A 26,740-nucleotide genomic window follows, 5' to 3' on the forward strand; every position below is an offset into this window, starting at 1 on the left:
TTTATGACCTCAGCAATTCAGAATCATCCCTCAAAAACATTAACGAGCTACGAAAGAGAACTTTCTCCCCTAGAGCAAGGTATGGAAGTTTTGAACCGCCGTGCTAGCTCGTTTAATGTAGTAACAATTTGTCGCATCACTGGCCCTCTCAGTGAAGACATCCTTAGACAGGCTCTTGACCTGCTCCAAAGTCGTCACCCTCGTCTAAACTCTCGGATTGTCGGTGAGTTAGATAGTCTCTACTTTAAAAGTGGAGCGATGAGAATTCCTTTACAAGTAGTGGAAAAGCAGCACGATGAACAGTGGCAAGAAGTTGTTGTGCAAGAGCTTAACCAAAGAATAGAAAGTAACGAATGTCTGCTGCGAGCTGTACTTGTTAGTTTCAAAAGTGACAACAATGTAAGTTATCTGATCACGACAATACATCACGCGATATCAGACAGAGCCTCAAGCGACCGACTGCACTCAGAAATATTGACTTACTGCCAAAAAATTGCGTCTGGCGAACCAATAGAGCAAGTTGCTAGCTTACCACCACTTCCACCCTTACAAGAACTTCTACCAAAGTCGATGCAGGGATTCACAGGTGTAGTGAATGTCTGGTCATTCTTGTCAAGGAGTTGGTTTAAGCGAATTTGGCATCGACCAGAAACCTTGAATGTTGAGAAGTGTGTACCCGTCGAATTACGACGTTGTGGCATGACTCACAGAAGATTAAATGAAGAGCAAACCGCACAGTTAGTAAATTGTTGCAGGAAGAAAAAGACAACGGTTCAGGGTGCTTTGTGTGCGGTAATGCTGTTTGTAGCTGCAAAAAAAATTTCTGGTGGCAAGAAAACAGATGTACGCGTCAGCTGTGGCTCGGCGATTAATCTGCGTAAACGTCTCAAGCCAGTAGTCAGCGAGGAGAACATGGGTGCGTTAGCTTCCCATATCATCTCATATCACACTATAGGCACAAATACATCATTCTGGGATTTAGCGCGGGATGTGAGACAACAGTTGGAAGTAGGTTTAGAGAGTAACGATATCTTCAGTCGATTGTTGTTTGCTAAGAAGTTTTTTGAATCTATTCTCGCTTCCCCTAGTAAAACAGGATTACTGACGGTAAGTATCACTAACATTGGTCGAGTAAATATTCCTCAAATTTACGATCCATTTGAGTTAGAAGAAATCAGCGGCGCTGTAGCCTATGCAGCTTTTGGCGATATTTTAGCTGCTACTGTCTCAACGTTCCAGGGAAAAATGCTTTTGAATTTTATGTTTTCCGATCCTGCATTCAACTTAGAAACTATGGAAGTACTGGCAAATAATGTACTTTCGTGTATTGTTGATGCTTGCACAAATGAAAAATTAACTTTCGCACTCTGGAGTGATTGAGATTCAAAAACATAAACTATGACAGCACATTAATGTTTGAAAGAATTTTTCATGCCCGATAGGCAAATTAAAGGTATGACAGCTTAGGAGCATTTATGACATCAACAATCCGTCCATCATCTGTTTTTCTCGTTAGTGGTGGGGCAAAAGGGATTACGCGAGAGTGCGTTATTAGAATAGCACAGCGCCACCAGTGCAAATTTATCCTACTAGGTCGTTCAGCCATCGTTGAATCTGAACCAGATTGGGCTAAAGACTGTTTTGAAGAATCTGGATTGAAAAAACACATCATGGAGCATCTCCTTTCTCAAGGAGAGAAACCTACACCCATGTGTGTACAAAAAGTGTTTAAAAAGATTTCCTCCAGCCGAGAAATCAACAATACGCTTTCTCGCATTAAACAGGCTGGAGGCAGGGCGGAATATGTGAGCGTCGATGTCACAGATGCGCTGGCTGTAAAGGAGAAAGTTGCCCCTGCTGTTAAACGTCTCGGTTCGATAACGGGAGTTATACATGGTGCTGGGAATTTAGCAGATAAGTTAATTGAAAAGAAAACAGAACAGGATTTTGAAACTGTTTATGCAGCAAAAGTTAAGGGATTGGAAAATACCTTGTCTTATGTTGATCTCAATTATCTTGAATATTTAGTCTTGTTTTCCTCAACCGCTGGTTTTTATGGCAATATTGGACAGACTGACTACGCTATTGCCAACGAGATTCTCAACAAATCAGCCCATTTAGTCAAGCAAAAATATCCCGACTGTCATGTAGTTGCTATCAACTGGGGACCTTGGGAAAGTGGGATGGTTTCACCGGAATTAAAGAAAGCTTTTCAAGAACGTAATATTGGTATTATTCCGATGGAAGTCGGAGCGCAAATGTTGGTTAACGAACTGGATGCCGCTAATCATACAACGGCACAAGTTGTGGTTGCTAGTCCGGCTACTCCACCAGCGAGGGAATTAGATTCCAAACTCCGAACCTATCGTATCCATCGCCAACTCAAACTCGAAGATAATCCTTTTTTTATGGATCATGTTATTGCTGGTTATCCTGTTTTGCCAGCTACTTGTGCGATGTCATGGATAATAAACACTTGCGAAAATCTTTATCCAGGTTATAGATTGTTTAGCTGCACAAATTTTAAGGTGTTAAAAGGAATAATATTTAATGAAGATTTAGCAGATGAATATATTTTGGATCTACAAGAAGATTCTAAAAACAATGATTTCAATGAAATAACTTTTTCGGCAAAAATATGGCATAAGAATCTCGCTAAAAAAAATCAATATAATTTCAGCGGTGAGTTTAAGCTACTGCGAGAAATATCACCGGCTCCTACTTATGATTTTGCTAAAACTCCAGACGGCAATAAAATCAATGAGAACCGTGAAGTCTTAATCCCAAACTGGGAAGATAACAATTTTTATCAAAATGGGGTAGGCATGTTATTTCATGGTCTTTCATTTCAGGGAGTGAAAAGATTCTTGACTTTTGGTAAAGAAAGATTTACCGCAGAATGTTGTTGGCAAGGAATAGAAGCCAAGCAACAAGGTCAGTTTCCCGTGCAATGGTTTAATCCTTATGCGGTTGATTTGAGTACGCATCCTTTAGGTATTTGGCTACAGCATTTTTATCAGGAGAGTGCTTTACCTGCACAGTTAGATAAATATGAACAATTTGCACGTATACCATGCAATAAAGATTTTTATGTTTCTGGTAAAATCAAGTCTAAAACTGACATCAATCTGATTGTTGATTTTGTTATACATGACTTGGAAGGAAAAGTATTTGTTCGCCTGTTTGGGAGTAAATTTGTTCGTTGGTTTTACTGAAATCATTCAAATACTGAGAATCAGCCCTTGCAAGTACTTTAATCAGTTGTTAATCATTAACAACTCTCTTACACAAAACAATTATACTGGAGTAGATGAGTTATGGAAAAAATAGCAATTATTGGATTGTCCTGCCTGTTTCCAGATGCTAAAAACCCTGATGAGTTTTGGCAAAATATTATTGATGGTAAAGATTCGACATCCTCAATTACTTCTGAAGAACTAGGAGTGAAACCGGAAGTATTTTATGATTATCAAAAGGGAAAAGCAGATAAATTTTATTCGCTTCAAGGAGGATTTATCCGTGACTTTAAAATTGATAATTCTGAATATAAGCTGCCGCAAGAATTTATAGAAAGTTTGGATAACACCTTTAAATGGTTACTTTATGCTGCTAAACAAGCAATTCAGCAAAGTGGTTATTCGGAAAGTGAATCTGCTCTCTCAAAATGTGGCGTAATTTTGGGTAATTTGTCATCAGCTACTAAATTTTCTCATCACTTGTTTACCGCATACCACAGACAATTGACAGAATATTTAATTAAAGAGCTTTTGCAACAAGAGGATTTTTATTTACCTTCTTTGCCAGCCAAAGCCAAGCCCTCTCTATGCAATGGCATGATATCTAGCTTTCCGGCTGCTCTAATCGCCCAAGCCTTTTCTTTATCTAACATTCATTTCTGTCTAGATGCTGCTTGTTCAGCATCATTCTATGCAATCAAGCTGGCATCTCATTACCTGTGGTCACACAAAGCTGATTTGATGTTAGCGGGAGCAATCTCCTGTGGAGATCCTCTAGCTATGCGGATGGGATTCTCCGTGATTCAAGCTTATCCAGAGAATGGTATCAGTCGCCCTTTTGATAAATCCTCTGGAGGAGTGATTACAGCAGATGGAACTGGGATAGTAGTGCTGAAACGGTATAGTGATGCCATTAGAGATGGAGATAAAATTCTTGCCACTATCTGTGGTAATGGACTATCAAATGATGGTAAAGGAAAACATCTGCTTAGCCCTAATTCTAAAGGACAAATTCTGGCGTTTGAGCGAGCTTACAATGAGGCGCAAATTAGTCCAAAAGCTATAGATTATCTGGAGTGCCATGCTACTGGTACGTCATTAGGAGATCCAGTAGAATTAAACTCCATAGAGACATTCTTTGGTCAACACCAAGCCACTCCTCTTTTGGGTGCTGTCAAAGCTAATGTTGGTCACTTGTTAAACGCTGCTGGGATGGTGAGCTTGGCTAAGGTTATTTTGAGTATGTCCCATGGCATAATTCCACCAACTATTAATGTTACTGACCCTATAAGTTCTAAAAACGGTTTAATTTCAGCAGAACAAATCGTCAGAGCTGCCACATCATGGCCAGATAATTCACCAATCAAACGCGCCGCCATTAATGCTTTTGGTTTCGGCGGCAGCAATTCTCATCTAATCCTTGAACAAGGGGAAACGCCAGAACCAGTAGATAATTTTACCAACAAAAATTCTCAACCTGTTCAACCTGCAAAAATTGCTATTGTCGGTATGGATGTCTTTTTCGGCGACTGTGATGGATTAGAGGCTTTTGAAAGCAGCGTATATGAAGGAATACAGCATTTTATTCCGCTTCCACCTAACAGATGGCGTGGCATTGAAGATCAAAATGCTCTACTTAAAGAACATGCTTTTGCAGATGGTAAAGCACCAGTAGGAGCATACGTCAAAGATTTTGAAATCGACACTTTAACTTTTAAAATTCCCCCGAATGAAGTAGAGAGACTCAACCCACAACAAACGTTAATGTTGAAAGTGGCAAATCGTGCTGTCCGAGATGCGGGACTTCAGGGAGGAGGAAATGTAGCAGTGATTATTGCTGCCGAGTCAGAACTTTCTAGTCATGGAATATACCAGAGATGGCATACGTCCTGGCAGCTTGAAGAAGCCTTAATTGCTAAAAAAGTCTCGTTGCCTACTGAAAAAATTGCTCAACTGGAAACAGTTTTCAAAGATGATATTAGTAAGGCAGTAGAACCCAACGAGTATGTGAGTTATATCGCAAATATCACGGCAAGTCGAATTTCTGCTTTGTGGAATTTTAACGGTCCATCATTCACCATAACTGCTGGCGAAAATTCCGTCTTCAAAGCAATGGATGTGGCACAGATGCTACTTACTACTGGGGAGGTAGATACTGTGGTGGTTGGTGCTGTTGACTTGGCTGGTGGATTTGAAAATGTGTGGTTGCGAAACCAATTAGCAAAAACCAATACAGGTGTAAATACACTCTCATACGATCAGTTTAGCAATGGCTGGAACGTCGGCGAAGGCGCGGGAGCAGTGGTACTGAAACGCCATGACACTGCTAAACAAAATGGCGATCGCATTTATGCAGTCATTGATGCCATTAGTTTTACACACCATTATTCAACTCAAAGTGAGTTGAATAATGGTTTGCCAACGCCTGATGCCAAAGCTGTCAACCAAGCCTGCGAACAAGCTTTTAACATTGCAGGTATTCAATCAACAGATGTTGATTACTTGGAAGTTTTTGGCAGTGGTATTCCTCAACAAGATGAAGCAGAAATTACTGGTTTGCTCCAAGCTTATCAGCGGGGTACAGATGATTTAGACTGCGCTCTGGGTAGCGTCAAAGCGAATATCGGTCATACTTTTGTGGCATCAGGAATAGCCAGCCTGATCAAAACTGCCCTCTGTTTGTATCACAGGTATATTCCAGCAACCCCCAAATGGTCTGGTGTCAAAACGCCACAAATTTGGCAGGATAGTCCCTTTTATGTTGCCCCTAAATCAACACCTTGGTTACTCAATAAAGAAGGTATGCCCAGAATCGCAGCGATTAATAGTATGGGGATAGATGGAACTTGCTCTCACCTAATCTTGTCGGAAGAACTCAGTCAAAATAAACGTCCCAGGCATTCTTTAGGGCGAAAATCCCCTTATCTTTTCCTAGTAGCATTCGACAATTATTCTGAGCTAGGGCAACAAATTAGCAATTTACAAGAGGCGATCGACAATACTTTTTCCCTCGCAGTTGTAGCAAAACTCACATTTACTACCTTTAAACAACGTCAAGAGGCAAAATATACTTTAGCAATTGTTGGAAGCAATAAACAAGAATTAAGCCAAGAAATTAAGCTTGCCCATAAAGGTGTGAAGAACGCTACTGAGAGGGGAATAGATTGGCAGACACCCCTAGGGAGTTATTTTACAGCCAATCCATTAGGTAAAAAGGGCGCAGTTGCGTGTGTTTATCCTAGTCTTGGTAGCTCTTATTTAGGCATCAGTCAAGATATCTTCCGCTTATTACCTGAAGTGTTTGATAGCTTAAGCAGCATGAATAGTGATGTAGCCGAAACTGGAAAGCTGCTTTATCCGAGAAGTTTGAGTAAATTGTCCAACACTCAATTAGAAGCTCTGGAAAAGCAATTTTTAGCTAATGCAAAGGCTACTTCTCAAATAGAAGCACAAATTGCTGGATTTTACACCTCTATATTGCAATATATTTTCAAACTCCAACCTAAATTTGTGTTTGGCTTTAGTCTAGGTGAAATAACCATGATGTTTGCTCAGGGAGCTTGGAGAGATTTGGATCAAGAGAAACACCCTCACCGATTCTCCTGGTTATACGATCACACGCTATCTGGTTCCAAAGAAGCTCTGCGTAAATATTGGGGATTGCCAAATATAGACTCGAAAGACAACAATCTTTGGAACACTTACATTCTCCTGGCGGCTCCATCTCAAGTGCAAGAATGTATCAGAAGTGAAAATCGTGTCTATATAACTATGATAAATTCTCCAAGAGAAGTGGTGATTGCAGGAGAAAAACAAGCTTGCGAACGAGTCATTAAAAGCTTAAATTGCAATGCAATACATACTCCCTTGGACTTAGTAGTACATTGTCCTCCTGTGCAGTCAGAATATGATCGGCTGGTAAAAGATTTCACTATTTCTACTAAAAATGCTCCTGGGATTATTTTCTATTCTGCGGCAGATTATGCACCACTTACACTTGAAAGTAGTGCGATCGCTCATAGTTTTGCAAAAGTCATATGTCAACAGATTGATTTCCCCCGACTAGTCAACCGAGTCTACGAGGATGGTGCAAGAATATTTATCGAATTGGGAGCTGGTAGTGGGACTTCTCGGTTAATCGATCAAATCCTTGATAGCAAAGAACATATTGCTCTATCTCTCAATAGAAAAGGTATAAATGACCATACTTCGCTGATTAGAACACTGGCTAAACTTATCAGCCACCAAGTTACTTTGGATTTATCTCCGCTCTACAGTCAAGACCAAGAAGCTTCCACTTCTAACAAATCTATGCCTAAAACTATCACTTTGGGTGGAGCGAGAATTATTGACATAATCTTGAGTGAAGAAAACCGGAAACTTTTCCAAAACTTATTGAGCAAACAACAGCCCGATACTCAGCAGTATCAACAAATGCTATTACCCAAAGAATCTCAACCAACAACTTCTCTCACAGGTAAGAACACTAAATATCAAAATGTGATTGCAACAAATAACTCTAACTTATGTAAAGCTCATGCTGCTTTCTTACAAGCCAGACAGGGATCTAGCAAGCAAATAAGCGACATTATTCAATTAGAAATTGCCTGCGTTCAAAAGCTGATTAATCGACAGTCTAGATAGTAAAAAATTACCTTAAAATTGAGGGATAAATCCTATGTCATCTGTAGCTCCGACACTAAGTAAACACGATAATAGTTTGAGTTTTTATGAGCGATCGTACAGCCATAACCAAGTCTGGAGAGGTTCCTTAAACTGTGTATCTTTTGAACCAGCGGACATAAAGGATAAATTGCTGGCTTTAGATAAGCCTTGCTACATCGTTAGGATTGAAGGGAGAATCGGTGCAACCAACCAAGGTTATTCCTGTCCTGCTGATAATGGAAAAACAGGACAAGTAGAACTGCTGATAGCTGTTCCACCAACTTCAATTCAACATTTGGGAGATCCAAGTTTCTTGTCATTTTATGGGGTCAAATATGCCTATGCTACTGGCGCGATGGCTGGCGGTATTGCTTCTGAAGAAATGGTCATTGCACTAGGAAAAGAGAGAATTTTGAGTTCCTTTGGTGCGGGTGGTTTAAGTCCAAACCGTATCGAAGCCGCCATTAACTGCATTCAACAAGCCTTACCTGATGGTCCCTACGCTTTTAATTTAATTCACAGCCCCGGCGAACCCGCTATTGAACGTGCGGCTGTAGATTTATACCTCAAACATGGTGTGACAACCGTAGAGGCTTCAGCCTTTATGGACTTGACTCCCAACATCGTCTATTACCGTGCTGTTGGACTGAGTTTGAATGCAGACAATCAGATAGAAATAAAAAATAAAGTCATTGCCAAAATTTCGCGCCGAGAAGTTGCTACTAAATTTATGCAACCTGCCCCTACAAGAATCCTCAAAGAACTCGTTCAACAGAGGCTAATTACTGAGTTACAGGCAACTCTCGCAGAGAAAATTTCAATGGCAGATGATATTACAGCCGAAGCTGATTCTGGCGGTCATACCGACAATCGCCCCTTGGTTTGTCTCTTGCCTTCCATCCTGGCATTGAGAGATGAAATTCAGGAAAAATATGGTTACCAAAAACCCATTAGAGTCGGAGTAGCAGGCGGGATTGCCACGCCACAATCAGCGTTAGCTGCCTTGATAATGGGTGCTGCTTATATAATGACTGGCTCAATTAACCAGTCCTGCGTTGAGGCTGGCACTTGCGAATATACAAAGAAATTGCTAGCGCAAGCAGAAATGCCTGACGTGATGATGGCTCCAGCAGCAGATATGTTTGAAATGGGGGTAAAATTGCAAGTTCTCAAAAGAGGAACCATGTTTCCTCTACGGGCGCAGAAACTATATGAGTTTTACAGAAAATATGACTCGATTGATGATATTCCAATCGAGGAAAGAGAGAAGTTAGAAAAACAAATTTTTCGCCAGAGGATTGCTGAGGTATGGGAAGCAACTGTAGCTTACTTGTCCCAAAATAATCCTGAAAAACTGGCTTATGCTGCCACTAACCCCCGATTAAAAATGGCTCTAATTTTCCGCTGGTATTTGGGGTTGTCTTCTCGTTGGTCTAATTCTGGAGAAAAAGGTCGAGAAATCGATTATCAAATTTGGTGTGGTCCGGCAATGGGTAGCTTCAATGACTGGGTGCGCGGTTCTTACCTATCCGAATCAAATAATCGCCGAGTAGTTGACATCGCTCATCAGATTATGACTGGAGCTGCATTTTTATACCGCATACAAAGTTTGAAAATTCAGGGTCTAAAAATCCCAGATTACTACAGTCACTATTGCCCACTTCGTTCTACATTGTCTTCTGTGTCAACTGGCAGTGCTGCTTAATCCATAAACGATAATCATTGAGACTGAATTAAATTTCGCTTGATTTTCCAAGAGTTCATTCACTTGTAATGAGGACGAAAACGATAATGAATCAGAAGAATACCCTTCAAAGAGAAATGCTTGTAGCACTCAAACACCCACTATCATATGGCTCTTTTACTAACTTGATGAGATTATTACTCGATAATGGTGGTGTTGATAGAAAATACATTGTTAGAGCGCTTTCGATCTCATTTCTTAGCTTCGCTACTATTCCTGTCAGGATTGTTGAAAAACTTATATTTGGTAAGCAAATTGAAAATACACAAATTAAACATCCTCCCATTTTCATTATCGGGCATTGGAGAAGCGGCACGACCTATATTCACAATTTAATAACTCAAGATCCAAATTTAGGCTATGTAACACACGCTCAAGCATGGGCACCAGAATGCTTTTTACTCGCTCAAAAATTATTGAAAAACAAGTTAAGCAAAATTGGGTTTACTAAAAGACCAATGGATAATGTACTAGTCTCAAGTGATTCTCCTGAGGAGGAAGAATGGGCTTTGGTTAATATATCTCCTTATGGTACTTATCATGCCGCTATTTTTCCAAAAAAACTAAAAATAATGGCTCTTGACTCTGAAGAAATAGAAAATTTATGGTCAACTGCATACATCAGCATTTTAAAAAAGGCAGCTTTTAACTTCCAAGAAAAAAGACTTGTACTCAAAAATCCTGTTAATATGGCAAGAATTAAAATTTTGTTGAAAATATTTCCAGAAGCAAAATTTATTCATATATATAGAAATCCATACATAGTGTATGCATCCCGTCAGCATAGTTTTCAAACTCATTTACCTACTATTAGATTACAGGAAGTAAACGAAGAACAAACAGACACAATAATTCTTAAAGCTTATCAACAGATAATGCAAGAGTTTTTCAGTGAAAAAGCTCTAATACCTCAGGAGAACTTGATCGAAGTTAAATATGAGGATTTTGTGGGACATGAACTGGCAGAACTCAAGAGAATATACGAGCAATTCAAGCTGCCAGATTTTGACAAAGTAGAAGAAAACTTCAAAAATTACCTTGAATCTAATGCCACCTACAAAACCAATAAACATCTCATGGATAAGGAGACAATTACCAAAGTCTATAACGCCTGTCAATTTACTATTGACAAATGGCAATACAGTCCTCCTAATTCGCTTTGAATAGGCAATTCTCAAACCGTAAGAATGTAATATAGTGCCAATATTTGGAGGTAAAATGAGGCAGCAACAGCGTGGTGTAACAGTCTGGTTCACTGGTCTAAGTGGTGCTGGCAAAACCACTATCAGTCGAGAGGTGGAAAAAGAACTGAGGAAGCAGGGATACAAAGTTGAAGTGCTCGACGGTGACTTGATACGCCAGCACTTAACCAAGGGGTTGGGTTTTAGCCGGGAGGATAGAGACGAGAATATCCGGCGCATTGGCTTTGTAGCTAAGCTTCTTACCAGAAATGATGTAATTGTCTTGGTTTCCGCTATCTCTCCGTATCGCGATATTCGGAAAGAAGTACAGCATTACATTGGCGATTTTGTGGAAGTTTATGTCAATGCGCCGCTACAAGTTTGCGAACACAGAGACGTGAAAGGACTATATAAAAAAGTACGTTCAGGGGAAATTAAACACTTTACAGGTATTGATGACCCCTACGAAATGCCACTCTGTCCCGAAGTCGAATGTAAAACCGAGCGTGAGGAAGTTTCTGAAAGCGCCGCTAAGGTTTTGAAAGAGCTGGAAGAGTTGGGTTATGTACACCCAATGCGCGTAATGCAAGATGCTGTAAATTGGCAAATTTAAGCCATGAAACTGATTCGTTTACTTCTGAAATCTTCCTGGCTAGGAGTCGCTTTTGCTACCTTTACCGGGTTGCTTAGTGGAGCGAGTAGCGCCGGACTCATCGCCACAATCAACTTCGTGTTGAGGGGAACTGAGTTACCCAAAAGTCTTCTAGGTTGGAGCTTTGTAGGGCTTTGCTGTTTACTAGCGGTTTCGACTACAGCTTCTCAAGCGTTGATTGCTCGGTTAGCGCAACGGGTTGTCTTAAACCTACAACTGCACTTGACTCGATGTATTCTAGCCTGTCGGCTGTGCCACTTAGAAGAGATTGGTGCTCCCCGATTGCTTGCTACTTTGACTGAGGATGTGCAAGCTATTTCCAATGCTTCTTTTGCAGTTTCTAATCTTTGTATTAGTGTCGCTCTAATTATAGGTTGCTTTTTTTACCTGAGTTGGCTTTCTCTAAACCTGTTCTGCCTAATGTTCGTTTTTACAGTGTTGGGCATCTCTAGCCAAAACTTTCTGATAGCTAGAGGCAGAAAGTTTATTAAACTTGCCCGCGAACAGCAGGACAAGCTATTTCAGCATTTCCAAACGACAACCGAGGGAATTAAGGAACTCAAGCTTCATCATCAAAGACGGCAAGCGTTTCTAGTAGAAGATCTCCAAGCAAGCGCCATAATTTTTCAGCATCAACGGATGATGGCGACTGATTTGTTTTCTCTGGCTGCCGGTTCTGGGCTTTTGTTATTCTTCATTCCTATTGGTTTGTTAATTTTTGTTCTGTCCCCACTATTTAACATTTCTTTCTCTGTTGTATCTGGCTATGTCCTCACTATAGTTTTCATGATTTCGCCGTTACGCATCTTGCTAACTAGTCTACCCATTATCAGCCAAGCCAGCGTTGCCTTAGAAAAAATAGAATCTCTGGGGTTGTTTCTGGTTGCTCAAACAACAGAGCCAGAGCAAGCAAACTTGCTGGACTATCAACTAAAATGGAAATCACTTACATTAGCAGGAGTAACCCATCGCTATCGAGGAGAACGGGAAGATAGCAACTTTATCCTGGGACCAATCAACCTGACCTTTTATCCAGGAGAGCTGGTGTTTGTGGTGGGGGGTAATGGTAGTGGCAAGTCTACGTTAGTGAAGTTGCTTACGGGACTATATGTTGCTGAAACTGGAGTGATTGAGTTTGATGAACAGCCTATTACGGATGCCAATTTGGAGTGGTATCGTCAACAGTTCTCAGTCGTCTTTTCTGATTTTTATTTGTTTGATCGCCTCTTGGGTTTAGACAACCCCCACCTCAACAGCCAAATTCAAGACTATTTGGTTCAACTCCAACTAGACCATAAAGTGACGGTGAACGAAGGCGTACTTTCGACTACTGCCCTCTCCCAAGGGCAACGCAAACGCCTTGCCTTACTGACAGCCTATATGGAAAACCGGGCAATCTACGTTTTTGATGAGTGGGCTTCAGACCAAGATCCAGTATTCAAAGATATTTTTTACACTCAACTGTTGCCAAAGCTGAAACATCAAGGCAAAACAGTGTTCGCGATCAGCCACGATGACCGATATTTTGATCGAGCCGATCGAATTATAAAGCTAGATTATGGTAAAGTTTTATGCGATAAACGCTTGTAATCTTTCTTTTGTCAGTCTGGGAGGGTGTGTTGCTGTGATTTGAACTAAAAATTGAGATTTTAACTCATGATATGCTTCAGAAATGAGTATCCAGTTTATAGTTCACTTTTAATATTCGAGTTTTTTTACTAATAATGATTATCGTGTAGGGGATAAAAAGACTGATACGAGAGACGTTTGTATCAATCCTTCAGCTTTATTATCATTATTATTCAGCTACGAGTTGAGTAGGCGATCGCTCTGTTGTTGGGCGATCGCTTGGACAACGAAATATTTGATTTTTACTCAGATATCTACTAAAACAAAAGTTTTGAACCATAACATGGGCATTTGAACCATATTTTGAATTGAAAGTTTAAGTTAGAGCAATTTTAAGAGAGATTTTTTGTGCAAGTTTTGTCCAATTGTGTTTTTTCAACTCATTCTTAAATTATGCTTCAGAATTTCAACTCTCTCTCATGTATGAATGCAAAATTTAATTTTGTGATTGGCGCAAAAGCCTGAAATTTCGTTAACTTTTTTCTAATTTATGGATCAAAATTTTTCTCATATTATGATTCAAAGCATAGTTGCATCAAGTTGTTCGTAGATTTTTCTACATTTGACATTTGACTTTTGAGTTTCAAGACAGCGACCGATGGCATCATAACAAAATTGCAAACGCAGTGTTCTGGCGACCGGGGCAGTTACAACGATTGGGTGATTCAATTCCAATTCTCCTTGCAATTGACTCTTAACGTTGCTGCTAAAAAAGGATTAGTTCAAGGAATATCTTACAAGTTTTGTAAACGTATTCACGCAAAGGATGGTTACTCGTATGCATATTAAACCTAAGAAATTAGGAATTACTCAACTATTCCTCTCATTGTTTTCGCATTCGCTCAAATGCATTCAAGGAACGTTTCGTAATTCCCCCTCCATTCCTGCCGCCACTAATCAAAGTACCGATATAGTGGGGTCTTCTGGAGGTTTTAGATGAAAAAATTTTTCACCAATATTTTAATTGTGGGTATTTGTCTAACCCCTTTAACAGTAACCCTGATAGCTCAACCCACCTGGGGACAGACTCAAAACTTGCGATCGCAAGAAGCAGAAAGTCTGCTTGAGCAAGGAATAAAACTCACACAGCAACAGGAACACCAAAAGGCAATACAAATATTACAGCCAGTTCCGGCTATAGCACAGGAACTCAAAGACCAAAAAATTGAAGCAACTGCACTGCTTGGGCTTGGGCGTAACTACAACGCTTTAGGAGAAAAGCAAAAAGCACTTAATTTTTTCAACCAAGCTCTGCCCCTTTGGCGTGCTGTGGGTGATCGCTCAGGCGTTGCGGCTACACTCAATGACATCGGTAAAGTTTACGACGATTTAGGAGAAAAGCAAAAAGCACTCGATTTTTTCAACCAAGCTCTCCCCCTTAGGCAGGCTGTGGGTGATCGCTCTGGTGTTGCCACTACTCTCAATGACATCGGTGCAGTCTACTCTGATTTAGGACAAAAACAAAAAGCACTCGAACTTCACAACCAAGCTCTGCCCCTTTCACGTGCTGTGGGCGATCGCTCTGGTGTTGCTACTACACTCAATAACATCGGTGGAGTCTACTTTGATTTAGGAGAAAAGCAAAAAGCACTCAATTTTTTCAAACAAGCTCTGCCCCTTAGGCGTGCTGTAGGTGATCGCTCTGGTGTTGCTACTACACTCAATAACATCGGTCGAGCCTACTCCGATTTAGGAGAAAAGCAAAGAGCACTCGAATTTTACAACCAAGCTTTGCCCCTTTCGCGTACTGTGGGTGATCGCAGAGGTTTTGCCACTACTCTCAATGACATCGGTGCAGTCTACGACGATTTAGGAGAAAAGCAAAGAGCACTCGAATTTTACAACCAAGCTCTGCCCCTTAGGCGTGCTGTGGGCGATCGCAGAGGTGAAGCGAGTACACTCAATAACATCGGTGCAGTCTACTTTTATTTAGGAGAAAAGCAAAAAGCACTCGAATTTTGCAACCAAGCTCTGCCCCTTTCGCGTGCTGTAGGTGATCGCTTTGGTGTTGCCGTTACTCTCAGTAACATCGGTACAGTCTACTCCGATTTAGGAGAAAAGCAAAAGGCACTCGAATTTTATAACCAAGCTCTGCCCCTTTCGCGTGCTGTGGGCGATCGCAGAGGTGAAGCGACTACGCTCAATAACATCGGTCGAGTCTACTCCGATTTAGGAGAAAAGCAAAAAGCACTCGAATTTTATAACCAAGCTCTGCCCCTTAGGCGTGCTGTGGGTGATCGCAGAGGTGAAGCGACTACACTCAATGACATCGATGCAGTCTACGACGATTTAAGAGAAAAGTAAAAAGCACTCGATTTCTACAACCAAGCTCTGCCCCTTAGGCGTGCTGTGGGCGACAAGGCAGGTGAATCCGTTACTCTCAATAATATCGGTGTAGTCTACAACGCTTTAGGAGAAAAGCAAAAAGCACTCGATTTCTACAACCAAGCTCTGCTCCTTAGGCGTACTGTAGGCGATCGCTCTCCCTAGCTGTCTAATTGGTGTTGTTTACAGGTAAGCTGAAAAAACACCTAACAGCAGCCATTCCGCCTGATAGTAAAGTTACCTCGCCACCGCCCACAAAGACATTTACCGGATGGCAAATGAATAATTGTGAAATGCGAACTAAATTAGTGTATCCATTGCAACAGAACATTGGTTAGTCTTCCATCTACTCATGAAGTTTTCCCAAATTTAGGTAATTGTTCTATTGATATTTCTTGTAGTAAAACAAAAGTTATTTGATTTTAATAACAGCATTTAGTTAGCTACAAAATATATTAATTTTACACTGTTTAACTTCAAAGCAGACGACAAGCGTATAGATTTTTCATGCGTAGATGAGGGGGAGAAAAAGGGTTGCCCTCGGTAAACCCTTTTATCCTCTCTTAAAATGATTATCATTCTTGAAAAATCCTGTTTCTTGTTTTTCTTGGAATGATTTATTTTTTGGAAGTCCCTTACACCTTAGCGAGATGCAGAACAAGAAGCAGGAGTTTGCCAAGAACTGTGAGGTGTGACACCAGGTACTTGCGCCACAAGTTCTATATTTCCATTGCGATTAACTACCCAACTACTAGCTTCCACGATGGCCATCGCTGCTGCAACTTTTTTAATATTTGAGGCTGCTGTTGATTGTGGAGAAATTGTTGTTTTAGCATTTGCTGGTTTTGGTCTTAATCTCACCCATGCAGATAGAGTACTTGTATCTTGTAATGGTTCAGTGGGACTCATGGGAAGTCCGCCGCGTCCAGTAATCACAAATCGGTTTTGGGCATAATCTGGACTATAGCAACCTTGAGCTACTTGGGTGTCAACTGGTGTTGTTGGCAATTGCACTAAGCCACTGTTAGGGTCAACATCTGGGGTGTTGAGTTCTACAGTCCCTTGTGTACCAAATTCTGAACTAGCAGTGATATCACTCAAGGGAGTTGTACTTTCACGGAACTCAATACCATAAATGCCAGTGGCTTGAATATCCACTCTGCCACCACTGCCTGTAAGAGCATTGGCAGTGATGTCACTATTTTCACTTGGAACAGCAACGATGAAGCCATTGGGAGCATTGATAATTATGTTGCCACCATTACCCCCAGCTTGTGCTGTGCCTGCGGTGGTAGAAATTTTAGCGCCACGACGCAGAAGCAGTAAATCAGTTTGTAAGTTGATGTCGCCACCGTTACCCGATGCAGATTCGGCGTTGAGTCTGCCACTGTTGTCTAGGGTGACTCTAGGTGAGGTGAGGATAATATCTCCAGCAGTACCCATCTGACTTTGAGAGGCAACGAACAAGCCACTGTTAAAGTTTGAACTCTTGCCAGAAATGTTCACTTGAGTAGCAGCATTAACTTTGATTGTGCCTGCATTACCTTGTCCGAGTGTTTCGGCAGTCAGTAGAGCGCCATCAAGTAATGAGAAAGAATCAGAATCGATGGTAATGTTACCCCCATTGCCAACTGTTCCCGTTTGTACACTGCTGAAAATCCCACTCTTCAAACCGTTTTTCTCCCCAGCAATATTAACAGCGCCAGTAACATTAACATTGACATTCCCCGCATCCCCCCGCCCTGCTGCCTGGGTAGGAGATGTACCAGGAGTAAGGGTTTGCAATTGAGCGCCATCGCTTAGAGAGAGGGTTGCAGCATTGATGTCGATATTGCCACCTTTACCGACACCTCCTCGTTCCACCCTGCTGAAGATGGAAGCATTATCTGCTAGAGTTACAGCATCTCGTGCCCGCACTGTCACACTCCCCGCATTCCCTTGTCCATAAGTTGAGGCTACAAGTGCAGCGCCATTTTGTAATGAGAAAGAACCAGAATCGATAGCAATGTTACCCCCATTACCAATTGTTCCCGTTTCTACATTGCTAAAAATCCCACTATTCAAACCATTTTTCTGCCCAGCAATATTAACAGCGCCAGTAACATTAACATTGACATTCCCCGCATTTCCTTGTCCATAAGTTGAGGTAACAAGTCCAGCGCCATCAAGTAATGAGAAAGAACCAGAATCGATAGTAATGTTACCCCCATTGCCAACTGTTCCCGTTTCTACACTGCTGAAAATCCCACTGGGAAAACCGTTTTTTTCCCCAGCAATATTAACAGCGCCAGTAACATTAACATTGACATTCCCCGCATCCCCCCGCCCTGCTGGCTGGGTAGGAGATGTACCACGAGTAAGGGTTTGCAATTGAGCGCCATCAGTGAGGAACAAGGTTACGGCATTGATGTCTATATTACCTCCCTTACCTACAGATCCTGCTTCCACTGTGCTGAAGATGAAAGCATTATTTAGGGAAACAGCATCTTGTGCCCGCACTGTCACACTCCCCGCATTTCCTTGTCCATAAGTTGAGGCAGCAAGTCCAGCGCCATCGCTTAGAGAGAAAGAACCAGAATCGATAGTAATGTTACCCCCATTACCAACTGTTCCCGTTTGTACACTGCTGAAAATTCCACTCTTCAAACCATTTTTCTGCCCAGCAATATTAACAGCGCCAGTAACATTAACATTGACATTCCCCGCATCCCCCCGCCCTGCTGGCTGGGTAGGAGATGTGCCACGAGTAAGGGTTGTCAGTCCAGCGCCATCGCTTAGAGAGAGGGTTGCAGCATTGATGTCGATATTGCCACCTTTACCGACACCTCCTGGTTCCACCGTGCTGAAGATGAAAGCATTATTTAGGGAAACAGCATCTCGTGCCCGCACTGTCACACTCCCCGCATTTCCTTGTCCATAAGTTGAGGCAACAAGTGCAGCGCCATTTTGTAATGAGAAAGAACCAGAATCGATAGCAATGTTACCCCCATTACCAACTGTTCCCGTTTCTACACTGCTGAAAATCCCACTATTCAAACCATTTTTCTGCCCAGCAATATTAACAGCGCCAGTAACATTAACATTGACATTCCCCGCATCGCCCTGTCCTGCTGGCTGGGTAGGAGATGTACCACGAGTAAGGGTTTGCAATTGAGCGCCATCGCTTAGAGAGAGGGTTGCAGCATTGATGTCGATATTGCCACCTTTACCGACACCTCCTCGTCCCACCCTGCTGAAGATGGAAGCATTATCTGCTAGAGTTACAGCATCTCGTGCCCGCACTGTCACACTCCCCGCATTTCCCAGCCCAAGAGTTGAGGTAGCAAGTACAGTGCCATCAGTGAGTGAAAGTGTTGCAGCATTGATGTCGATGTTGCCACTATTACCTACACCCTCGGGACTCACTGCGCTCGCAATGACAGCATTAGCAAGGGAAACAGCATTTCTTGCACCCACTGTAATATTCCCCGCATTCCCCATTCCTGAACTTAAGGCAGCTACGATGCCATCACGTAACGAGAAGTCACTAGAATCGATAGTTATGTTACCTCCTTTACCTTTTGCTCCTAAACGCACTTCATTGCCAATCCCGCTATCAGAACCAGCAACTTTGATTTCTCCGGTAGCATTTAGCGTAATATCTCCTGCAACACTCTCAGGTGTCCCCAAACCTTCAGCGATACCAGCAGAAAGAACACTTCCGCCTAATATCTCTATATTTTGGGCATTGGCTGCAATATTACCGCCACCAGCCCCAAACACAAATACACCCGTTTGATTGGTAAGTGATACAGAAGCACGAGTCACATTCTCAGTAAATATTAAGCTGAGATTCTCACCATTTACACCCAGTGCTACACTACCAGGTTCGCCCAATCCTCCTAACTCAACTCGTCCACCAAAAGCATTCAATCGTCCTCCATCCATGCTGACATTACCACCTGCCAGCAGTAAACTTTTACCATTTGGTACTCGTAAACCTAATGCGTCAAACCCTGCTGGATCTCTCCCTGCGGGTGCAACTGAGTTATTTTGAATCCCAGCGTTTTGATTAATCTGATTAAACAGCAATGCTGAAGGATTAACAGTCAACAACGGTGAAGGGATATTTTTATCAGTAGCGCTAAAAAGTCCTCGATTTTCAAATTGCAGTGCATTCGCTGTACTCGCCGCAAAGGAACCACCAACATTTAAGCTGGCATTTTCACCAAAAATAATCCCGTTGGGATTAATCAGAAATAAATTAGCCGTACCGTTAGCGCGAATTAACCCATCAATGTTGGAAACTGAGCCACCTGTTACTCGACTAATAATATTTTGAATATCTAGAGCATTATTAAAAAAAGCAGTACCACCAGTATTCACAGAAAACTCACCAAAACTGTGAAACAAATTACCGCCAGCTTGAGTTCCTCCAGTAATGTTAAAGGTGTTACCCTCTCTTGTGACGCTAGAGTTATTTGGTAAAGTACCATCTGGAGTAATTTGAGCGATCGCATAATCAATGGTAGAAAAGCTGACAGCGATAGCCACTAAAGCACCCCAACAAGTAAAGCCTAAACCTGACATTGCAAGTCTCCATCAATAGCAGCAGCAAACTTTAGTTAAGCATAAATCAAGTTACTAGCTACTAAATAGCCAATAATGAGGCTACTAATGGGATTTAAACAAAAAAGAAGAACAAAGAGGAGTATAATGCTTTGCTAGCATAGTTTTCACGTCAAAGTAAAACCCAGATGAAAGAGACAACCCCCACAGCCATGCCTCCGTGTTTTGAAAAATGGTGTCAGCGGTTTGATGATGTGTTTACTCATAAAGCTCAAAAAAGAGAGTTTAGACATTATATGGGGGATTGTTAGGTGAAAGCGAGAGAAAAAACCTATTTCAAATTGCAGAAAACGCTATAGGGGTAAATTACCACCAATTACATCACTTTTTAACCGAAGCACCTTGGTCTGACTCCAAAATCAATGAACGTCGGTTAGAAATAATGAACAAGTGTAGTTAAACCAGAATTACTAGAGGATTCAGCTTAATAATCGATGATTCAGGTCATAGAAAAAGTGGTAATTTTATTGCTGGTGTGGGAAGGCAATATATTGGAGAAATTGGCAAGACAGATAATGGAATAGTAGTGGTAACGACTCATTTATATGATGGGAGAAAAAATTTACCCTTAGATATAGAGTTATATCAGCACGCCAGTTCCTTAAAATCAGGTAAACAAGACTCAGAATTTGAGAAAAAACCAGAATTAGCAATCAAGTTAATAGACAGAGCTATCAAGAGGAAACATCAACCAGGGATAGTAATTGTAGATGCTGGATATGGCAAGAATACATTCTTCCTATTAGAGTTAGAGAAGCGAGAACTAAAGTATTTAGGTGGTTTCGCAAAAAATCGCCAAGTAACTGTTAATACTGAAGAGAATGTTCAACAAATAATAAGGCTAGATGAATTGGCACAAAGCTTACCTCAAGAGGCTTTCACTAAAATTCAACTTAACTTAGATCAACCTAAAACAGTATGGGTGGTAACTAAAGAAATAGAGATATCACAACTAGTTGGAAAGCGAAATATTGCTATCGTCATGAATGCTGCGGCTTTCTCACAAGCTACTGATATTGACTATTTTATCACCAATGTTACCTCATCAATTGTAACCCCAAAATGGGTAGTTGATACATATTCTCAACGAAATTGGGTGGAAGTTTTTATCGAGAAGCCAAAGGGTGGTTAGGATTGAAAGAATATCAAGTCCGAGAGAAAAGGAGTCTGTTGAGGCACTTTATCTTGGTATTCTGTGCTTATACTTTTATTCTTTGGCATCAGATGACAGGTGGCTTGAGACGTAGATGGGCAAACAAACCTTTGAACACTTTTACTGAAGCCTTGGAAGCTTTTAGAACAGCTATGTCTTTTAGATTTTTCGATTGGTTGACCCTAAATCGTGACCTGTTTGCTGCGAATATCGCCAGTTTGGGTTACATTTGGGCTTAATTTTTGTTTAAGTCCCGTTAGTGCGGCGATTTTTGTGGGCTAGCACTTTTTCAACGTCCCATGAATCCTTTGAGATCGTAAAAGTTCCTTGCCCTTTGTTTGAACGTTTGCAGGACATTGCCTTTTATGCCGTGTAATTGGATAAAGTCGAGCTAAGAAGCACGGCAAGAGACAGGGTTCTGCCATGAACCATGAGGTGTGCTGGGTGCATTCGCTGTAAGTTCCAACTCCCCTTTGGCATTCATCACCCACCCAGTAGCTTCCACAATCGGTTTTGGTGTAGCGGTAGTAGGTTTGATGGTAACAGGTGGACTCTTGCCTTCTCTGGTGCTGGGTTTGAGCGATACCCAGCCTACACTTACTGTGTCAGCAGTAGTCAGAAAATCCGTCGTCGGGTCAAGTGGTAAACCGCCGCGTCCAGTGATGATAAAGCTGCTTTGAGCATAACCTGGGCTATGGCAGAATTGTACTACTTCACTGTCAATTGGCACTGATGGCAAGTTGACCAAGCCACTGTTAGGGTCAATATCGGGCGTGTTTAATGTAACCTGTCCAGTTGCAATAATGTCACTTTTAGGGGATAACTGTTGCTGAAATTGAGTGCCAAAAATTCCTTGTGCATTGACTTGAATATTACTACCGGGGCTGCGTCCAAAGCCAGTCGCAATAATATCACTGTTTTCTCCGGGGACAGCAACTAAAAATTTAGTACCAATGCTTATATTGCCATCAATTCCATTACTACCAGTAATACCACTAGTGGCAGAGATTAAACCCTGATTACGTAACATAAATAAATTTTCTATTTTTAGGTCAATATTGCCACCCCGACCGATTCTGGATTCTGCAAATACACCCGTGAGTGAGCCATTGCTATTAGCTCCATTTACTAAAAATTTATCGCTGGCTTCAATTGTTACAGTACCTGCATCTCCTTCTCCAAAACTGCTGGCAACTAATTGAGCGCCACCGTTAAGTGTTAGTTCATTTGTGGTAATTTTAATGGCTCCGGCATTTCCCACTGCCTCTTTTTCAACTGCACTAAAAAGACCACTTGATAAACCACTAATATCAGTACCACTGAATACTGCATTTTGGGTATTAAGATTAATACTACCTGCGTTTCCTCTGCCAAAAGTGCTAACGCTCAGTTGAGCGCCATTATTGATAGTGAGTAATCCAGATGTGATGTTTATATTTCCACTATTACCTTGAGCATTTGGATTTATAGTTTGTTCTCTAGGCTCAATTGTTACTTGGGGACGTTCAGTGTCATCAATAATGACTTTAATGATTGGCGCGGTTGTAGAACCTAGCGTGCTGAATATACCACTTTTGACAGCATCAAGCGCAATTACATCTGCATCTATAACTATAGTGCCTGCGTTGCCCACTCCTAATGCCCTAGTAGCTACTTGCGCCCCATCTCGCACTAGCAAAGCGTTGGCTTTAATCGTCAAATTTCCCGCATTCCCTGTTGAATTTAGTTCTGCGGAAGTACTTACAGCACTCGTACCAGTGATTTGCACATCCTGGGCGTTAATGGTCAAATTTCCTCCCTTGCCCTCACCAAGTGTAGTAGCAACTACTAGTGCCTCATCTCGTAGTAGCAAGGTGCCGGCTTTAATAGTTAAGTTTCCCGCATCACCTGCTGAGTTTGACAGTGTAAGCAAGCTAATGGGTCTATCTCTATTATTAGCAAGGGTAGTTGTACCAATAATTTGCACATTTTGAGCATTAACTGTTAAATTTCCCGCCTTCCCCTTGCCAGCACCAGATGTAATAGTACTTACCTGTACCCTATCTTCAAGCCGGAAGCTGCTAGCACTGATATTGACATCGCCTCCCTGTCCATTTGCTTCTGGTAGCACCTGATTAGTAATCCTACTCCTACCATAAAGGTTCATTGTGATCGCGGCATTAACCGAAATATTTCCTGCCTTACTACTATTAGAACCTAGTCCACGCCCTATGCCTGCAAACAGTTGACTCTCTCCCGTCATCTCGAAATTCCGGGCATTAACCGCAATACTACCACCATCGCCAGCAACCACAGATACAAAAGCGCCATTGCTAAGGAAAACATCACTTCTTTCTACACTATCGGGAAAACTCAAATTCAGATTATTATCATCCCCATTCAACCCAACTGTTCCCGCACTTCGTAACCCACCTAACTCGACTCGCCCACCAGGAGCAAACAATGCTCCACCATCCATATTGATATCGCCGCCTACTAGCAGTAAACTCCGACCATTTGGAACACGTAAACCAAATGTATCCGCACCAGCAGGATCTACTTTTGCTGGCGCAGTTGAACTATTTCGAATCGGGACAGCCGCAATTTGATTGAATAGTAAGACATTTGGATTTACTGTTAACAAGGGTGAGGGTGCTTCTGGATTCAAGGCACTAAAAAATCCCAGATTGCCAAACCCAATCGCATTAGCAGTAGTTCCTACAAAAGAACCACCAATATTTAACTGAGCATTTCGACCAAAAATAATCCCGTTGGGATTAATTAAAAATAGGTTAGCCGTAGCTAACGTGCGAATTATCCCATCAATCTGAGAAACTGACCGACCCGTAACTCGACTAATAATATTTTGAATATCTACAGCATTATTAAAAGAAGCAACACGATCGGTTGAAACAGAAAACTCCCTAAAGCTGTGAAACAAATTACTTCCTGCTTGTGTTCCCCCTGTGATATTTGAGGTGTTCCCATCTGATGTAATAACAGAATTATTAGGTAAAGTGCTATCTGGGATAATTTGGGCAAAGACATGCTCTTGCAAAGAAGCAATTAGCACACTCCCTACCACCAAACTAGTATACCAACACCGTAAATCTTGAGTTATTCCTGACATAGCAAACCTTCATCAATAGCAGCAGCAAAGCTTAATTAAGCATAAATCAAGTTACTAGCTACTAAATAGCCAATAATGAGACTACTAAGTTTTTATTCGAAAACCCCAGTTTTCCCCAGGAACTTGAATAATTTACAAAACTTTACTTTGTAAAGTTCTAAAACTACCACTCAATCAACTCCCCATCCACAATCGCAATCCCCCACTGCGAAAACTTCACCAGCAACCTCTTGATCACTATTACCAGTGCCGGATCATCCCAACACTCCTGCAAAAAGTCAAAGCCCGGATTCTGCCCTGAATTCGCCGCAACCTTGAGTTTCTGCATACGCTCCGGTCGTACATTTGACCTCGCTACAATCGCCTCGTGCGACCATTTTTCAGCGTTGGTGACAGGCGCGGCAGAACTTTCACCCTCATGAACTGTTTTGACTTCTCCACCCGAAACTGAATTTTCAACTAACAACGAAGTGGGATTAACCTGTTCTACCTGCCCCTGAGTTTGATTAGCGATGGCTACGCCCGCCGCAGGCATCGCTGAACTTGAAAAAAATTCATTTTGAGCGACGGGCGCGGAAGAAGTACCTCCATGAGAGATTGTCAGCTCATCGCCATAATCCTGGTTTTCAGTCAATAACGAAGCGGAAAGGCTATGTTGGGTTTGTTCTTCCAAGCTAGTTGAATTCTTTGCGGCGGGCGCGGCGGAACCAGTACCTTCATGACAGTCTTTCGGCTCAACACCACAATTCTGGTTTTCAGCTAGCAACGGAGCAAGTTGACAAGGGAGCGCATCCACAAGCGCTAGCGATGTACAGTCCATTGTCCATTGCCTACAGCAATTCTTTAAGTTCTGACGCGCTTTCAGTACGTGAAGGCGACGCGCCCCTCAAGGGCGCATGAGCCGTTTCCTCCTCACGCAGATTTTGTGTGGGCGTGTCAGAGATACATTTCACAATCTCTTTTGAAGAGATTGTGAAATGTTCTTGAGTAGTTCGTGAGGTTTCCTGGAATCTTTGCTCTGCTTGAGTTCTACCTATACTCACACTCTCTATAAGTGTATCGAACACAAAAACTTATCACCCTCACGTCTACAGATTCCTAATAAAAAATACCTTGGCACGCCAACAAGCCTCTTTACGCCGATCATCAATGATTAAAGTCTGAGTAGTATTGGGATTGATGCCGCCCGAAATCTTCTCCTGGTGGGAGTCATCAAGTTCCTGAAATAATTGTTCTGGAGCTTCCCTCTTTCCGTCGGAGTTTGCACAAAGATATATGTCGGTCATAAATTACGTTCTCCACGTGTACGACAAAATTACGTTCGATGGGGCAGTGCCAGGTATTGCCAAGCCCCTGAACCGTTAAATTAACGGTTCATACTTTATATATTGGTTTTGAATAAATTTTTTATTCATCCCATTTTTGTCACAAGAACCTATCCCACTAATCCCGCATTTCTCACAACCTTGAGAGGCAGAGGGGCAGAGGGGATTGAACTTGGCACGTTGAACTCTCCTCTGCTCCCACTAGCGAACCTGCTCCCCTGCTCAAGCGCAGCCTTATTCGAGATGTGGTGAGAAATCCGGGTAATAATATTTTGTTAATCCAGATGTGGATTGTAGCAAGGTCAATGAATGAGTCAAAGTAAACTTTTTGACGTTCCCATATTCCGACAAGACGGCGGTATTTACGTTGATACCATGCGAAACAACGCTCAAAAGTGAAATCTCGGCACAGAAATTTTGATAGGTCACACGAGTGTTTTTCTTTATTTTCCAGACTCGTTTTGGTATTTGGGGACGAATACTACGAATGCGTTGGGAAGCACGCTGTTGTTTTGAGTCGTAACCTTTATCAGCAGCTAACACTTTGAAGCGTTTGCGTGGTCTGCCTCGTTTCAAAGTTTTCAATTTTACTTTGTGTCTTGTAGAGGTAATACTTGTTCTCTTTCGTCACCATTAGCTGGGGTTGTGGAGTTAGCTAGCGGCATTCCATTACCTTCAGTCAGTGTGTGAATAAGAACACCTTTTCCCTTGCCACCATAGGCAATTTCCTCACCTCCTCCCATCAAGCGGGGAAAAAGAGCCACCAACAGCCCCAAAATTCCAGTTTATAAGACCTTTTTCATCAGCGATCGCGCTTTATACGCCCTTGTAAATATTCAAATGTTCCATCTGAGCGCCATCGCTTTAACCATCAGTGAGACGAGCTTTTCGATGCCCACATATCTCCCCGTGGTAGGTCACACCATCGACACCCAGTAATCAGAATGTACAACATACTATTTAGCACTGGAGAGATTAAACAACCAGTTGTTGTGTCAAACCAGCAATTCTCTCGTTGAGATCAAGCTTAAATGTACCATAAGGATTTACATGACTGAAAATCGTAAGGATTCAGGTCTAATATTGGAGAAGCAAAGAAGGACGAGACAGACT

17 protein-coding genes and 2 pseudogenes are annotated in these 26,740 nt (G+C 41.8%); 10 read left to right on the top strand and 9 right to left on the bottom strand.

Annotated features, from left to right (window positions below):
- Nucleotides 1-3: 3 nt before the first annotated feature.
- The 7 genes from H6G96_RS26390 (at nucleotide 4) to H6G96_RS26420 (ending at nucleotide 13,068) form a co-directional block, all read left to right on the top strand.
- Nucleotides 4-1,380: a condensation domain-containing protein gene (locus H6G96_RS26390; RefSeq protein ID WP_190915032.1), complete on the top strand. Its 1,377-nt coding sequence runs from the start codon at nucleotides 4-6 to the stop codon at nucleotides 1,378-1,380.
- Nucleotides 1,381-1,475: 95 nt separating this feature from the next.
- Nucleotides 1,476-3,215 carry an SDR family NAD(P)-dependent oxidoreductase gene (locus H6G96_RS26395; protein ID WP_190915034.1) on the top strand — a complete coding sequence of 580 codons (1,740 nt, stop codon included), beginning with the start codon at nucleotides 1,476-1,478 and terminating at the stop codon, nucleotides 3,213-3,215.
- Nucleotides 3,216-3,317: 102 nt separating this feature from the next.
- Nucleotides 3,318-7,880, top strand: coding sequence for a beta-ketoacyl synthase N-terminal-like domain-containing protein (locus tag H6G96_RS26400; protein WP_190915036.1), 4,563 nt, complete (start codon nucleotides 3,318-3,320; stop codon nucleotides 7,878-7,880).
- A 34-nt stretch (nucleotides 7,881-7,914) separates the two neighbouring features.
- Nucleotides 7,915-9,606, top strand: coding sequence for a PfaD family polyunsaturated fatty acid/polyketide biosynthesis protein (locus tag H6G96_RS26405; RefSeq protein ID WP_190915038.1), 1,692 nt, complete (start codon nucleotides 7,915-7,917; stop codon nucleotides 9,604-9,606).
- Nucleotides 9,607-9,692: 86 nt separating this feature from the next.
- The gene (locus H6G96_RS26410) at nucleotides 9,693-10,808 is read left to right on the top strand and encodes a sulfotransferase (protein WP_190915041.1); all 1,116 of its coding nucleotides are present in this window, start codon (nucleotides 9,693-9,695) and stop codon (nucleotides 10,806-10,808) included.
- 55 nt (nucleotides 10,809-10,863) lie between these two features.
- Nucleotides 10,864-11,439, top strand: coding sequence for an adenylyl-sulfate kinase (cysC, locus tag H6G96_RS26415; protein WP_190915043.1), 576 nt, complete (start codon nucleotides 10,864-10,866; stop codon nucleotides 11,437-11,439).
- 3 nt (nucleotides 11,440-11,442) lie between these two features.
- Nucleotides 11,443-13,068: a cyclic peptide export ABC transporter gene (locus H6G96_RS26420; RefSeq protein ID WP_190915044.1), complete on the top strand. Its 1,626-nt coding sequence runs from the start codon at nucleotides 11,443-11,445 to the stop codon at nucleotides 13,066-13,068.
- 558 nt (nucleotides 13,069-13,626) lie between these two features.
- Here the strand turns inward: H6G96_RS26420 and H6G96_RS26425 are convergent.
- On the bottom strand, nucleotides 13,627-13,776 hold the full coding sequence (locus H6G96_RS26425) for a hypothetical protein (protein WP_190915047.1): 150 nt from the start codon (nucleotides 13,774-13,776) through the stop codon (nucleotides 13,627-13,629).
- 267 nt (nucleotides 13,777-14,043) lie between these two features.
- On the opposite strand from H6G96_RS26425, the gene H6G96_RS26430 reads away from it, so the two are divergent.
- Both H6G96_RS26430 and H6G96_RS42900 read left to right on the top strand, forming a co-directional pair.
- Nucleotides 14,044-15,411: a tetratricopeptide repeat protein gene (locus H6G96_RS26430; RefSeq protein ID WP_190915049.1), complete on the top strand. Its 1,368-nt coding sequence runs from the start codon at nucleotides 14,044-14,046 to the stop codon at nucleotides 15,409-15,411.
- Nucleotides 15,412-15,423: 12 nt separating this feature from the next.
- Nucleotides 15,424-15,597 (top strand): annotated as a pseudogene (locus H6G96_RS42900) (tetratricopeptide repeat protein); the annotation flags it as partial.
- A 4-nt stretch (nucleotides 15,598-15,601) separates the two neighbouring features.
- Here the strand turns inward: H6G96_RS42900 and H6G96_RS26440 are convergent.
- Entirely contained in the window at nucleotides 15,602-15,763 is a 162-nt protein-coding gene (locus H6G96_RS26440) for a hypothetical protein (protein ID WP_190915051.1), read from the bottom strand.
- A 311-nt stretch (nucleotides 15,764-16,074) separates the two neighbouring features.
- Nucleotides 16,075-20,001 (bottom strand): filamentous hemagglutinin N-terminal domain-containing protein, encoded by a 3,927-nt coding sequence (locus H6G96_RS26445; protein WP_190915053.1) that lies wholly within the window; start codon nucleotides 19,999-20,001, stop codon nucleotides 16,075-16,077.
- Nucleotides 20,002-20,168: 167 nt separating this feature from the next.
- On the opposite strand from H6G96_RS26445, the pseudogene H6G96_RS26450 reads away from it, so the two are divergent.
- Nucleotides 20,169-21,432 (top strand): annotated as a pseudogene (locus H6G96_RS26450) (IS701 family transposase).
- 152 nt (nucleotides 21,433-21,584) lie between these two features.
- Here H6G96_RS26450 and H6G96_RS26455 read toward each other — a convergent pair.
- The 6 genes from H6G96_RS26455 to H6G96_RS26480 form a co-directional block, all read right to left on the bottom strand.
- Nucleotides 21,585-24,302 (bottom strand): filamentous hemagglutinin N-terminal domain-containing protein, encoded by a 2,718-nt coding sequence (locus H6G96_RS26455; RefSeq protein ID WP_190915055.1) that lies wholly within the window; start codon nucleotides 24,300-24,302, stop codon nucleotides 21,585-21,587.
- Between the two features lie 163 nt (nucleotides 24,303-24,465).
- Nucleotides 24,466-25,122 (bottom strand): hypothetical protein, encoded by a 657-nt coding sequence (locus H6G96_RS26460; RefSeq protein WP_190915087.1) that lies wholly within the window; start codon nucleotides 25,120-25,122, stop codon nucleotides 24,466-24,468.
- A gap of 10 nt (nucleotides 25,123-25,132) precedes the next feature.
- Nucleotides 25,133-25,369 carry a hypothetical protein gene (locus tag H6G96_RS26465; protein WP_190915057.1) on the bottom strand — a complete coding sequence of 79 codons (237 nt, stop codon included), beginning with the start codon at nucleotides 25,367-25,369 and terminating at the stop codon, nucleotides 25,133-25,135.
- Between the two features lie 21 nt (nucleotides 25,370-25,390).
- Complete coding sequence (locus tag H6G96_RS26470; RefSeq protein WP_190915059.1) at nucleotides 25,391-25,588, bottom strand: hypothetical protein; 198 nt, start codon at nucleotides 25,586-25,588, stop codon at nucleotides 25,391-25,393.
- 273 nt (nucleotides 25,589-25,861) lie between these two features.
- Entirely contained in the window at nucleotides 25,862-26,203 is a 342-nt protein-coding gene (locus H6G96_RS26475; protein WP_190915061.1) for a hypothetical protein, read from the bottom strand.
- Between the two features lie 11 nt (nucleotides 26,204-26,214).
- Nucleotides 26,215-26,391 (bottom strand): hypothetical protein, encoded by a 177-nt coding sequence (locus H6G96_RS26480; RefSeq protein WP_190915063.1) that lies wholly within the window; start codon nucleotides 26,389-26,391, stop codon nucleotides 26,215-26,217.
- Nucleotides 26,392-26,740: the final 349 nt, after the last annotated feature.

The sequence above is a fragment of the Nostoc sp. FACHB-892 genome (assembly GCF_014698795.1).
In the GTDB taxonomy this organism is placed as follows: Bacteria; Cyanobacteriota; Cyanobacteriia; order Cyanobacteriales; family Nostocaceae; genus Nostoc.

Excerpts from the sequence above, each read along its gene's own strand:
- H6G96_RS26390 (WP_190915032.1), top strand. The coding sequence starts at position 4 with ATGACCTCAGCAATTCAGAATCATCCCTCAAAAACATTAACGAGCTAC.
- H6G96_RS26395 (WP_190915034.1), top strand. The coding sequence starts at position 1,476 with ATGACATCAACAATCCGTCCATCATCTGTTTTTCTCGTTAGTGGTGGG.
- H6G96_RS26400 (WP_190915036.1), top strand. The coding sequence starts at position 3,318 with ATGGAAAAAATAGCAATTATTGGATTGTCCTGCCTGTTTCCAGATGCT.
- H6G96_RS26405 (WP_190915038.1), top strand. The coding sequence starts at position 7,915 with ATGTCATCTGTAGCTCCGACACTAAGTAAACACGATAATAGTTTGAGT.
- H6G96_RS26410 (WP_190915041.1), top strand. The coding sequence starts at position 9,693 with ATGAATCAGAAGAATACCCTTCAAAGAGAAATGCTTGTAGCACTCAAA.
- cysC (WP_190915043.1), top strand. The coding sequence starts at position 10,864 with ATGAGGCAGCAACAGCGTGGTGTAACAGTCTGGTTCACTGGTCTAAGT.
- H6G96_RS26420 (WP_190915044.1), top strand. The coding sequence starts at position 11,443 with ATGAAACTGATTCGTTTACTTCTGAAATCTTCCTGGCTAGGAGTCGCT.
- H6G96_RS26430 (WP_190915049.1), top strand. The coding sequence starts at position 14,044 with ATGAAAAAATTTTTCACCAATATTTTAATTGTGGGTATTTGTCTAACC.
- H6G96_RS26440 (WP_190915051.1), bottom strand. The coding sequence starts at position 15,763 with ATGTTCTGTTGCAATGGATACACTAATTTAGTTCGCATTTCACAATTA.
- H6G96_RS26445 (WP_190915053.1), bottom strand. The coding sequence starts at position 20,001 with ATGTCAGGTTTAGGCTTTACTTGTTGGGGTGCTTTAGTGGCTATCGCT.
- H6G96_RS26455 (WP_190915055.1), bottom strand. The coding sequence starts at position 24,302 with ATGTCAGGAATAACTCAAGATTTACGGTGTTGGTATACTAGTTTGGTG.
- H6G96_RS26460 (WP_190915087.1), bottom strand. The coding sequence starts at position 25,122 with ATGGACTGTACATCGCTAGCGCTTGTGGATGCGCTCCCTTGTCAACTT.
- H6G96_RS26470 (WP_190915059.1), bottom strand. The coding sequence starts at position 25,588 with ATGACCGACATATATCTTTGTGCAAACTCCGACGGAAAGAGGGAAGCT.